The organism is Streptomyces sp. NRRL F-5650, assembly GCF_000721365.1.
GTDB classification, from domain to species: Bacteria; Actinomycetota; Actinomycetes; order Streptomycetales; family Streptomycetaceae; genus Streptomyces; species Streptomyces ardesiacus.
Window position 1 is genome coordinate 18,709 of sequence record NZ_JOGV01000075.1, and the last position, 13,209, is coordinate 31,917.

Consider the following 13,209-nt stretch of genomic DNA (forward strand, 5'->3'; position numbering starts at 1 on the left):
CCCCGATGGCCAACGAGCAGGAGCTGCGCGACTACCTCAAGCGGGTCAGCGCCGATCTGCACCGCACCCGCCGGCGCCTGGCCGACGCGGAGGCGAGGAGCACCGAACCGGTCGCCGTCGTCGGCATGGCCTGCCGCTACCCCGGCGGCGTCGCGTCCCCCGAGGACCTGTGGCGGCTGGTGATCGAGGAGACCGACGCGATCGGGCCCTTCCCCACCGACCGGGGCTGGGACCTGGACGGCTTCCACCACCCCGATCCGGACCACCCCGGCACCTGCTACGCCTCCGGGGGCGGCTTCATCGACGACATCGCCTCCTTCGACGCGGGCTTCTTCGGCATCTCCCCGCGCGAGGCGCAGACCATGGACCCCCAGCAGCGGCTGCTGCTGGAGACCTCCTGGGAGGCGCTGGAGCATGCCGGACTCGACATCCACGCACTGCGCGGCAGCCGCACCGGCGTCTTCGCCGGCCTGAACCAGCAGGACTACGGCACCCTGCTCGCCGCCTCACCCGAAGGGCTCGACAGCTACGGCGCCACCGGCACCTCCAACAGCGTCCTGTCCGGCCGGATCTCCTACGTCCTGGGCCTGGAGGGCCCCGCCGTCACCGTCGACACCGCCTGCTCCTCCTCCCTGGTCACCCTGCACCTGGCCATGCAGGCCCTGCGTAACGGCGAGTGCGACCTCGCCCTGGCCGGCGGAGCGACGACCCTGTCCACCCCCGCCGTGCACCTGGCCCTGTCCGGGCAGCGCGCCCTGTCGCCCGACGGCCGTTCAAAGGCGTTCTCGGCGGCGGCCGACGGCGCCGGCTGGAGCGAGGGCGTCGGCGTCCTCGCCGTCGAGCGGCTCTCCGACGCCCGCCGGCTCGGCCACCGCGTCCTGGCGGTGCTGCGGGGCAGCGCCGTCAACCAGGACGGTGCCTCCAACGGGCTGACCGCGCCCAACGGGCCCTCGCAGCAGCGCGTCATCCGCCAGGCGCTGGCCAACGCGGGACTCACCCCCGCCGACGTGGACGTGGTCGAGGCGCACGGCACCGGGACCAGCCTCGGCGATCCGATCGAGGCGGACGCGCTGCTGGCCACCTACGGCCGGGCCCGCCCCGCCGGCCGGCCGCTGTGGCTCGGATCGCTCAAGTCCAACATCGGCCACAGCGGAGCGGCGGCCGGGGTCGGCGGCGTGATCAAGATGGTGCAGGCGCTGCGGCACGGCATACTGCCCCGGACCCTGCACGCCGGGGAACCCACCCCGAACGTCGACTGGACCTCGGGCGCGGTGGAACTCCTGGACCGGGCCCGCGACTGGCCCGACACCGGCACCCCGCGCCGGGCCGCCGTCTCCTCGTTCGGCATCAGCGGAACCAACGCGCACGTCGTCCTGGAGGAGGCCGGCGCCGAGGACACCGCCGCGCCGGGTACCGAGGACACCGCCGAGGCCGGCCGCGACGCGGAGGCGTCCGGCGCGCCCGCAGCGTCCGTGCCGCCGCTGCTGCCGTGGGTGCTGTCCGCGCGCACCGAGCCCGCCCTGCGCGCCCAGGCCCGCGCCCTCCACGGCCACCTGCTGGCCGGCCCCGAGCCGACCGACGCCGACGTGGCCCTCTCCCTCGCCACGACCCGCACCGGACTCGAACACCGGGCGGCGGTGCTCGCCGCGGACCGGGAGGGCTTCCTCGACGCCCTGGACGCGCTCGCCGAGGACCGCCCCGCCGAAGGGGTGCTGCGCGGCACCCCCGCCGACGGCAAGGTCGTCTTCGTCTTCCCCGGCCAGGGCGCGCAGTGGGCCGGCATGGCCCGCGAACTCCTGGACACCTCGCCCGTGTTCGCCGCCAAGGCCGCCGAGTGCGCCGCCGCCGTCGAGGAGTTCACCGACTTCCGGCTCCTCGACGTCCTGCGCGACGAGCCCGGCGCCCCCTCCATGGACCGCATCGAGGTCGTCCAGCCGGTGCTGTTCACGGTGATGGTGTCGCTGGCCGCGCTGTGGCAGTCCCACGGCGTCCGGCCCGACGCCGTGGTCGGCAGCTCCCAGGGCGAGATCGCCGCCGCCCACGTCGCGGGCGCCCTCAGCCTCCAGGACGCGGCCCGCGTCATCTGCCTGCGCAGCCAACTGCTCGCCGAGACACTGGTCGGCAAGGGCGCCGTCGCCTCGGTGGCCCTGCCCGCCGACGAGGTCCGCGACCGGCTGCGGCGCTGGGACGGCCGGCTGTCCGTCGCCGGCGTCAACGGCCCCCGCCTCGTCGCCGTCGCCGGGGACGACGCCGCCCTGTCCGAGTTCGTCGCCGCATGCGCCCGCGACCACGTCCGCGCCCGGCTCGTGGCCGCCACCGTGCCCACCCACTGCGCCCTCGTCGACCCGCTGCGCGAACGACTGCTGGAGCTGCTGGCACCGGTACGGCCGCGCGCGGGCACCGTACCGCTGTACTCCACGGTGACCGGCGAACTGCTGGACACCGCCACCATGGACGCCGACTACTGGTACGACAACACGCGCGCGCCGGTGCTCTTCGAACCCGTCGTCCGCACCCTGCTCGCCGAGGGCCACACCGCGTTCGTCGAGTCCAGCCCGCACCCGGTGCTGGCCATGGCCGTCGAGCAGACCGTCGACGACACCGCGGCACCCGGCGTCGTCGTGGAGTCCCTGCGCCGCGACGAGGGCGGCCTCGGCCGCATCGCGGCCTCCCTGGCCAAGGCCCACCTCGGCGGCGTACGGGTCGACTGGACCGCGTTCTTCGCGGGCACCGGCGCCCGCCGGGTGGATCTGCCCACCTACGCCTTCCAGCGCTCCCGGTACTGGGCCGAGGGCACCGCCCGCACCGGGGACGTCACCTCCGCCGGCCTGTCCTCGGTCGACCACCCGCTGCTGGGTGCCCTGGTCCGGATGGCCGACGGCGACGGCGCCGTGCTCACCGGCCGCCTCTCCCCGCGCACCCAGGGCTGGCTAGCCGCGCACGGCGTGTCCGGCCGGGTGATCTTCCCGGGCACCGGCTTCGTGGAGCTGGCCGTGCTCGCCGGCGACCAGGTCGGCTGCGGCCGCGTCGAGGAACTGACCCTGCACACCCCGCTCGTCCTGCCCGACGGCGTCGCCACCGTCGTCCAGGCCCAGGTCGAGCCGGCCGACGAGACGGGCGCGCGACCGGTCGGCGTCTACTCACGGCCCGAGGACGCGCCGGCCGACGCCCCCTGGACCCGGCACGCCACCGGTCTGCTCGCCGCCCAGCCCGACGGCGACGACGGCACCCCCCTCGCCGGGGCCTGGCCGCCCGAGGGCGCCCGGGCGGTGGACATCTCCGGGATGTACGAGCGGATGGCCGAAGCCGGCTACGAGTACGGCCCCGAGTTCCGCGGCCTGCGCCGGGTGTGGCACCTGGACGGTGAGGTGTACGCCGAGGCGGCCCTCCCCGACGACCAGACCTCCGCCGCCGGACGCTTCGGCCTGCACCCGGCGCTCTTCGACGCCGCCCTGCACGCCATGTTCACCTGGGACGGCGACGACGGCGGCGGCGTCGGCATGCCCTTCTCCTGGGCCGGGGTGCGCCTGCACGCCACCGGCTGCACCCGCCTGCGGGTACGGCTGACCCGGCGCGGCGCGGACGAGGTCGCCGTGACGCTCGCCGACGAGGCGGGGGAGCCCGTCGTCACGGCCGACTCCCTCGTCGTGCGCCGGATGACCGGCGCCGCGCTCGGCACCGCCCGCACCGACGCCCTCTACCGGCTCGACTGGCGCACCCCGCCCGCCCGTGAGGCGGGACCCGCCCCCCGGACCGTGGTGCTCGGCCCCGACCCGCTGGGCGCCGGCTCCGCCCTGCCCGACGCCTCCTGCGTCGCCGGCGTCGGGGAACTCGCCGACCTGGCCGCCGCCGGCCGCAGTGCCGTCACCGCCGTGCTGCCCGTGTCCGGCACCCCGGGCCGGGACCCGGGCGAGGCCGTCGTCGACACCCTCGCCCTGCTCCAGGCGTGGCTGGCCGACAACCGTCTCGACGACAGCCGGCTCGTCGTGGTCACCCGCGGCGCCGTGGCCTCCGCACCGGGCGAGGACGTGAGCGATCTCGCCGCCGCCGGAGTGTGGGGCCTGCTGCGCTCGGCGCAGAACGAACACCCCGGCCGCTTCGGCCTCGTCGACCTCGACGGCAGCACCGAGTCCGCCCGGGCGCTCGCCGCCGCCCTCGCCCTGGACGAGGAGCAGCTCGCCCTGCGGGCCGGCGCGCCGCGCACCCCCGGGCTGGCCCGCTGGGACGCGGCCGGCGCCGTCGTGCCGCCGGCCGGCCACAGCGCCTGGCGCCTGGAGAACACCCGGCCCGGCACCCTCCAGGGCCTGGCCGCGGTCCCCTGCCCGGACGTCCTCGAACCCCTGGAGCCGCGCCAGGTACGGATCGGCGTGCGCGCCGCCGGCATCAACTTCAAGGACGTGGTCGTCGCACTCGACCTGGTCCCCGGACTCACCGGCCTCGGCGGCGAGATCGCCGGCGTCGTCACCGAGGTGGGGCCCGAGGTCACCCACCACCGGGTCGGCGACCGGGTATTCGGCCTGTCCACGGAAGTCTTCGGCCCGGTCACCGTCGCCGACGAACGCACCCTGCACCGCATACCCGACGGCTGGACCTTCGAAGAGGCCGCCGCCGTCTGCGTCGCCTACCTGACCGCCTACTACGGGCTCGTCGACCTCGGCGGGCTGCGCCCCGGCCGGCGCGTACTCATCCACGCCGCGGCCGGCGGCGTCGGCAGCGCCGCCGTCCAGCTCGCCCGCCACCTGGGCGCCGAGGTCTATGCCACGGCCAGCCCCGGAAAGTGGGACGCCCTGCGCGCCGCCGGACTGGACGACGCGCACATCGCCAACTCGCGCACCCTCGACTTCGAGCAGGAGTTCCTCCGGGTCACCGACGGCCGCGGCATGGACGTCGTCCTGGACTGCCTGGCCGGGGAGTTCGTCGACGCGGGACTGCGGCTGCTGCCCCGCGGCGGACACTTCCTGGAGATGGGCAAGACCGACAAACGCGAACCCGAAGAGGTGGCCGCCGCCCACCCGGGCGTCACCTACCGGGCGTACGACCTGCCCGAGGCCGGACCCGACCGCCTCCACGAGATGCTGACCGCGCTCGCCCCGCTGTTCGCCGACGGCGTCCTGCGCCCGCCGCACATCACCACCTGGGACGTGCGCGAGGCGCCCGCCGCCTTCCGGGCCCTGAGCCGGGCCGCCCTCGTCGGCAAGGCCGTGCTCACCGTCCCCGCAGACCCCTTCCCCGCCCACGGCACCGTCCTGATCACCGGCGGCACCGGCACCCTCGGCGCCCTCCTCGCCCGCCACCTGGTCGCCCGGCACGGCGTCACCAGCCTCCTGCTGACCAGCCGCCGCGGACCGGACGCACCCGGCGCGGCCGACCTCGCCGCGGAACTGACCGCGGCCGGCGCTCGCGTCACCCTCGCCGCATGCGACGTCGCCGACCGCGACAAGCTGGCCGCGCTCCTCGCCGGCATCCCCGAGGACCGGCCGCTGACCGCCGTCCTGCACACCGCCGGCGCCCTCGACGACGGCCTGCTGGAATCCCTCACTCCCGAGCGGACCAGGGCCGTCCTGCGCCCCAAGGTGGACGGCGCGCTCAACCTGCACGAACTCACCCGCGACCTCGGCCTGGGCGCCTTCGTGCTGTTCTCCTCCCTGGCCGGCACCCTGGGCGCCCCCGGGCAGGGCAACTACGCGGCCGCCAACGTGATGCTCGACGCCCTGGCCGCGCACCGGCGCGCCCAGGGGCTGCCCGGCCTCTCCCTGGCCTGGGGGTTCTGGGAGCAGCGCAGCGAGATGTCCGGCCACCTAGAGGACCGCGACCTGCGGCGCATGAGCCGCGGCGGCGTCGTGCCGATGACCGGCGAGGAGGGCCTGGACGTCTTCGACCTCGCCTGCCGCACCGGCCACGCCCAGCTCGTACCCGCCAAACTCGACCCGGCCGCCCTCGCCGGCTCCGCCGGCCGCGTCCCGCCCGTCATGCGGGCCCTGGCACCCGCCCCGGCCCGCAGGAGCGGCCACCGCGGACCCCGGTCCGAGGGGGGCTCGCTGCGCGAACGCCTGGCGCCGCTCACCGGCACGGAACGGATGCGCATCCTGCTCCAGTTGGTGCGCTCCCACGCCGCCACCGTCCTCGGACACGCCGACCCCGAGGCGGTCGGCTCCACGGCACCCTTCCGCGAGCTGGGCTTCGACTCGCTGACCGCCGTGGAGTTCCGCAACCGGCTCACCGCAGCCGTCGGCTTCCGGCTGCCCGTCACCGTCGTCTTCGACCACCCCACCCCCGGCGCCCTCGCCGACTTCCTCGCCGCCGAACTCCTCGGTGGTCCGGACGAACCCGCGACACCCGCCGCCACCGGGGCGGGGCCGGTGCCCGCCGGGTCCCGCACCGACGACGAACCCCTCGCGATCGTCGGCATGGCCTGCCGCTACCCGGGCGGGGTCACCTCGCCCGACGACCTGTGGAACCTCGTCCTCGACGAGCGGGACGCCGTCTCCGGCTTCCCCGCCGACCGCAACTGGACCAGCGGGCCGTCCGCCGACGGCGGCGTGCCCCAGCAGGGCGGATTCCTGGACCACGTCGCCGACTTCGACGCCGCCTTCTTCGGCATCTCCCCCCGCGAGGCCCTCACCATGGACCCCCAGCAGCGGCTGCTGCTGGAGACGTCCTGGGAGGCGCTGGAACGCGCCGGCATCGCACCCGGCTCCCTGCGCGGCACCCGCACCGGCGTCTTCGTCGGCGCCGCCGCCTCCGGTTACACCGGCCTCTTCCCGCGCGGATCCCAGGCCCTGGCCGGCTACGGCGTCACCGGGGCCTCCGCCAGCGTCGTCTCCGGACGCGTGGCCTACGTCCTCGGACTCGAGGGCCCCGCGGTGACCGTCGACACCGCCTGCTCCTCCTCCCTGGTCGCCCTGCACACCGCCGCCCAGTCCCTGCGCGACGGCGACTGCGACCTGGCTCTGGCCGGCGGTGTCGCCGTGATGACCAGCCCCTTCCTCTTCGACGACTTCGCCAAGCAGGGCGGACTCGCACCCGACGGCCGCTGCAAGGCGTTCGCCGGCGCCGCCGACGGCACCGGCTGGGCCGAGGGCACCGGCGTCGTCCTGGTGGAACGGCTGTCCGACGCCCGGCGCCGCGGACACCGCGTACTCGCCGTCCTGCGGGGCAGCGCCGTCAACCAGGACGGCGCCTCCAACGGCCTGACCGCCCCCAGCGGGCCCTCCCAGCAGCGGGTCATCCGGCAGGCGCTCGAACGCGCCGGTCTCGCCCCCCGCGACATCGACGCCGTCGAGGCACACGGCACCGGCACCACCCTGGGCGACCCCATCGAGGCCCAGGCCGTCCTGGCCACCTACGGCCAGGACCGCGACGGCGCCGCCCCGCTGCTCCTGGGCTCCCTGAAGTCCAACATCGGCCACAGCCAGGCCGCCGCCGGCATCGGCGGCGTGATCAAGACCGTGCAGGCACTACGGCACGCGGTACTGCCCCGCACCCTCCACGTCGACGAGCCGACCCCGCACGTCGACTGGTCGTCCGGCGCCGTCGAACTGCTCACCGAGACCCGGGAGTGGCCCGACACCGGCCGCCCGCGCCGCGCCGCCGTCTCCTCCTTCGGCGTCAGCGGCACCAACGCCCACGTCATCCTCGGCTGCTGTCCGGTCACGACGAACCGGCCCTGCGCGCCCAGGCGGCGGCCCTGCTCACCCACCTGCGCGACCGGCCCGGGGACACCGTCACCGACATCGGCCACACCCTCGCCACCGGCCGCACCGCCCTGGAACACCGGGCCGCGCTGACCGTCACCGACCGCGAGGAGGGACTGGCCGCGCTCGCCGAGTTCGCGGCCGGCCGCACCCCCGGCACGGTGGTGCACGGCACCGCGGGCGAGGGCGGCCTCGCCCTGCTGTTCGCCGGACAGGGCGCCCAGCGGCCGGGCATGGGACGCGACCTGTACGCCGCGTTCCCCGTGTTCGCCCGCGCCTTCGACGAGGTCTGCGCCCACCTCGACCCTCTGCTCGGCAGGCCGCTCCGCGACACCGTGTTCACCGCCGAGGCCGCCGTACTCGACCGGACCGCGCTCACCCAGCCCGCGCTGTTCGCCCTCGAAGTGGCCCTCTTCCAACTGCTGGAGTCCTGGGGCGTGGTCCCCGACTACCTCCTCGGGCACTCCGTCGGCGAGATCGCCGCCGTCCACGCGGCGGGCGCCCTGGACCTCCCCGACGCCTGCCGGCTCGTGGCCGCCCGGGGCCGCCTCATGCAGGCCCTGCCCGAAGGCGGGGCCATGCTGGCCGTCCAGGCCACGGAAGCCGAAGCCGCCGCCGCGCTCACCGCGGTCTCCTGCGAACACGCCGACGCCGTGGACGTCGCCGCCGTCAACGGCCCCCGCTCCGTGGTCCTCTCCGGTGCCGCGGCGGCAGTGGACGCCCTGGAGGAGCACTTCGCCGGACAGGACCGGCGCACCCGGCGGCTCGCCGTCAGCCACGCCTTCCACTCACCGCTGATGGCCCCCGTGCTCGACGAGTTCGCCACCGTGGTCGCCGGACTGACCTTCACCGCACCCCGCATCCCCGTCGTCTCCAACCTCACCGGAGCCGTCCTCGGCGCCGACGAGTACGCCGACCCGCAGTACTGGGTACGGCACGCCCGGCACACCGTCCGGTTCGCCGACGGCGTCGCCGCCCTCACCGACGCCGGCGTCACCTCCTTCGTCGAACTGGGCCCCGACGCCACGCTGACCACGATGACGGAGGACTGCCTGGACACCGCCCCCGCGGGCGTGTGCACCGCCCTGCTGCGCCGCACCGGACCCGAACCGGAAACCCTCCTCGCCGCCCTGGCCCGCGCCCACGTCCACGGCGTCCCCGTGCGCTGGGAGGCGGTCTTCGACGGCACCGGGGCCCGGCCGGTGGACCTGCCGACCTACGCCTTCCAGCGGACGTCCTACTGGCCCGCCGGGTCCGCCACCGAACGCGGCGACCTCTCCTCGGCCGGCCTGGACGGCACCGGACACCCCCTGCTCGGCGCCATGGTCCGCTCCGCCGCCGGCGGCGACACCCTCTTCACCGGCGAACTGTCCCTCGCCGCCCAGCCCTGGCTCGCCGACCACCGCATCCTGGACACCGCCCTCTTCCCCGGCACCGGCTTCCTCGAACTCGCTCAGTGGGCGGGCCACCGACTCGGCGCCGGACACGTCGACGAACTCGTCGTGCACAGCCCGCTCCCGCTGCCCGAACAGGGCGCCGTCACCGTCCAGGTCGTCGTCGGCGCCGCCGGCGACCCCACCACCGAAGCCGACCCCGCCACCGGCGGCGACCGCAGGCCCGTCGCCGTCTACTCCCGCGCCCCCGGCGCCGCCGAGTGGACCCGGCACGCCGAAGGACAGCTCACCACCGCCCCACCCCGCCCCGCCGACCCGCCCGCCCTCTGGCCGCCCCAGGGCGCCGAACCCGTCGCACTCGACGACCTCTACGCCCGCCTGGCCACCGCCGGCACCGCCTACGGCCCCGTCTTCCAGGGCCTGACCCGGGCCTGGCTGCTGAACGGCGAGGTGTACGCCGACGCCGCCCTGCCCGATGCGGCCACCGACGACGCCCACGCCTTCGGCGTCCACCCCGCCCTGCTGGACGCCGCCCTGCACACCCTGGCGCTCCTGCCCTCCGCGGCCCCCGGCACCGGTCCCTTCCTCCCCTTCGCCTGGCGGAACGTCACCGTGCCCGTCCCCGGAGCCACCGCCTGCCGCATCCGGCTCACTCCCGCGTCCGGCACCGACGAGGTGACCGCCACCCTCTGGGACGGCGACGGACAGCCCCTCACCTCGGTCGGCGGCCTGAGCCTGCGCGCCGTCTCCCGCGGCCAACTGGGCGCCGCCGCCTCCTCCCTGTTCCGCCTCGACTGGACAGCCGCGCCCCGGCCCGAGGCCACCGGCACCCCGGCCGTCCGCCGGGCCGTCGTCGGCCCCGACGCACCCCAGGACCCCGACACCGGCCACTACCCGGACCTCACGGCCCTGCGCCGGCACCTCGCCGAGGGCGCCCCCGCCCCCGAGCTGGTCCTGCTGCCCTGCGCCCCCACCACCCCCGACGCCGACCCGGACGCCGTACGCACCGCCGTCCACACGGTCCTGGACACCCTGCGCGCCTGGACGGAGGACGAACACCTCGTCAAGAGCCGGCTCGTCCTGTGCACCCGAGGCGGCGTCGAGGCCCGGCCCGGCGAGGGAGTACGCGACCTGGCCCACGCCGCGCTGTGGGGCCTGGCCCGCAGCGTCCAGCTCGAACACACCGGCCAACTGGTCCTGGCCGACCTCGACACCGACACCACCCTCGACGACCTCGCCCGGCTGCCGCTCCCGGCCGGCCCGGAGAGCACCGAACCCGACCAGTTCGCGATCCGCGGCGACCACACCCTCGTACCGGCTCTCACCCGGCACACCCCGCCCGCCCCGGCCCCCGGCCCGGCCGGCGTCCCCGGAACCGGCGCCGCCTGGCCCGTCGACGGCACCACGCTCGTCACCGGCGCGGGCGGCATGGTCGGCGGCCTCCTCGCCCGGCACCTCGTCCACACCCACGGCGTCCGCCACCTCCTGCTCCTCGGCCGCCGCGGCGCCGACACCCCCGGCATGGCCGACCTGTGCCGCGAACTGACCGGAGCGGGAGCCGACGTCCGGGTCGCCGCCTGCGACGCCGCCGACCGCGACGCCCTGGCCGCCGTACTCGACACCGTCCCGGCCGCCGCCCCCCTGACCGCCGTCGTACACGCCGCCGGGGTCGTCGACGACGGCATGCTGGCCACCCTCACCACCGAACAGGCCGACCGCGTCCTGCGGCCCAAGACCGACGCCGCCACGCACCTCCACCACCTGACCACCCCCCTCGGAGTGCGCGCCTTCGTGATCTGCTCCTCCCTCGCCGGAACCCTCGGCGGCGGCGGCCAGTCCGCCTACGCCGCGGCCAACGCCTACCTCGACGCCCTGTGCCGGCGGCGCCGCGCCGACGGCCTGCCCGCCCTCTCGCTCGCCTGGGGCCCCTGGGAGAGCGGCGCCGGCATGACCGCCCAGCTCTCCACCGCGGACCTCGGACGCATCGCCCGCTCGGGCCTGCGCCCCCTCACCCCGCAGGAGGGACTCGCCCTCTTCGACACCGCCCACGCCGACGACGAACCCGTCCTGCTGCCCTTCCACTTCGAACCCGTCGGACTGTCCGCCGCCGACCGGGCCGTCCTGCCCACGCCGCTGCGCGCCCTGGCACCCCGGCCGGTCACCCGCACCACCGGGGCGGCCACCGGCCTCGCCGGACTGCGCGAACGGCTGCGCCCCCTGTCGCCGGACGACCGGGCAGGCGCCCTGGAGGACGTCGTCCGTGCCGAGGTCGCCGCCGTCCTCGCCCTGCCCTCCACGGACGCCGTCCCGGTCACCAGGGCGTTCAAGAGCCTCGGATTCGACTCCCTGATGGCCGTCGATCTCCGCAACCGCCTCAGCGTCCTCACCGGGGTACGGCTTCCCGCCACCCTTGTCTTCGACCACCCCACCCCGAGGGCCCTGGCCGCCGAACTGCTGGACGGCATCGCACTCGACCCGCCCCCCGCCAGCGACCCCGCCCTGCTCGCCCTGCGGGACCTGGAGACCGCCGTCCGCTCCTCGGACCGCGGCACCACCGAGGACCGGGGAGCGCTGGCCACCCGGCTGCGCGTCCTCCTGGCCACCCTGGAGGAGTCCGCCGCCGACCGCCCGGCAAGCGACGCGGACCTCGAATCGGCGAGCGCCGAGGAACTCGTCTCCCTGCTCGACGACGAGTTCGGCCTGTCCTGAACCCCTGCCCCTACCCGTCCAACCGGCCCGGAACTTAGGGGTGTCCGTGGTCCAGAACTGGGGCCGGGACCCACGTCCCGGCCTCATAGCCTGCCAACAGGCATGTCCGTGCGCAGTGACGAAACACGTGAGTGGGAGTTGAGCATGAGCGGTTCCATGTCGGAGATCGTCGACGCGCTGCGGGCTTCGCTGGTGGAGAACGAGCGGCTGCGGCAGCAGAACCAGCGGCTCAGCGCCGCCTCCGCGGAACCCGTCGCGATCGTCGGCATCGGCTGCCGCTACCCCGGTGGAGTGCACGACACGGACGGCCTCTGGCGGCTGGTGACCGAGGGCCGCGACGCCATGTCCGGCTTCCCCACCGACCGGGGCTGGGAGACCTGGGACGTCCCCACGGCCCGTACCGGCGCCTTCCTCCACGACGCCGGACACTTCGACCCCGACTTCTTCCGCATCTCGCCGCGCGAGGCCATGGCGATGGACCCGCAGCAGCGGCTGCTGCTGGAGACCTCCTGGGAGGCGATCGAGCGGGCCGGCATCGACCCCGGTTCGCTCAAGGGCAGCCGCACCGGCGTCTTCATCGGCGGCGCCCCCCAGGAGTACGGCGCGCTGGTCATGAACTCGGCCGAGGGCGCGGGCGGTTACGCCCTCACCGGGGCCCCCGGCAGCGTCCTGTCCGGCCGCGTCTCCTACGTCCTGGGCCTGGAAGGCCCCGCGGTCACCGTCGACACCGCCTGCTCGTCCTCCCTCGTCGCCCTGCACCTCGCCGTCAAGTCGCTGCGCACCGGCGAGTGCGACCTCGCCCTCGCCGGCGGCGTCCTGGTCCTGGTCACCCCGTCCATCTTCGCCGAGTTCTCCGCGACCGGCGGCTCGGCCGGCGACGGCCGCTGCAAGGCGTTCGCCGCCGCCGCCGACGGCACCGGCTGGGGCGAGGGTGCGGGCGTGGTCGCCGTCCAGCGCCTCTCCGACGCGCTCCGCGACGGCAACCCGGTCCTGGCGGTGATCCGAGGATCGGCGGTCAACCAGGACGGCGCCTCCAACGGCCTGAGCGCCCCCAACGGGCCCTCCCAGCAGCGCGTCATCCGCGCCGCCCTGGCCAACGCGGGCCTGACCCCGGCCGACGTGGACATGGTGGAGGCGCACGGCACCGGTACGACTCTCGGCGACCCCATCGAGGCCGAGGCGCTGCTGGCCACCTACGGCCAGGACCGCCCCGCCGGCCGGCCCCTGTGGCTCGGCACCCTCAAGTCGAACATCGGCCACACCCAGGCCGCCGCCGGCATCTCCGGCGTCATCAAGGCCACCCTCGCGCTCCAGCACCGCCTGATGCCGAAGACGCTGCATGTGGACGAGCCGACGCCTGAGGTGGACTGGTCGGCGGGTGCGGTGGAGTTGCTGACCGAGGCGCGGGAGTG

3 protein-coding genes are annotated in these 13,209 nt (G+C 75.9%); all 3 read left to right on the plus strand.

The window, feature by feature from the left end; translation table 11 throughout:
* The first annotated feature begins 5 nt into the window (after positions 1-5).
* A complete protein-coding gene (locus tag IG88_RS39550) occupies positions 6-7,787 on the plus strand; it encodes a type I polyketide synthase (protein WP_051852205.1) in 7,782 nt (2,593 codons plus the stop codon).
* Complete coding sequence (locus IG88_RS44750; RefSeq protein WP_420712118.1) at positions 7,700-11,797, plus strand: SDR family NAD(P)-dependent oxidoreductase; 4,098 nt, start codon at positions 7,700-7,702, stop codon at positions 11,795-11,797. The genes IG88_RS39550 and IG88_RS44750 overlap by 88 nt, the downstream gene beginning before the upstream one ends.
* A gap of 102 nt (positions 11,798-11,899) precedes the next feature.
* On the plus strand, positions 11,900-13,209 hold a 1,310-nt coding region (locus IG88_RS0136370; protein ID WP_420712117.1), incomplete at its 3' end, for a beta-ketoacyl synthase N-terminal-like domain-containing protein.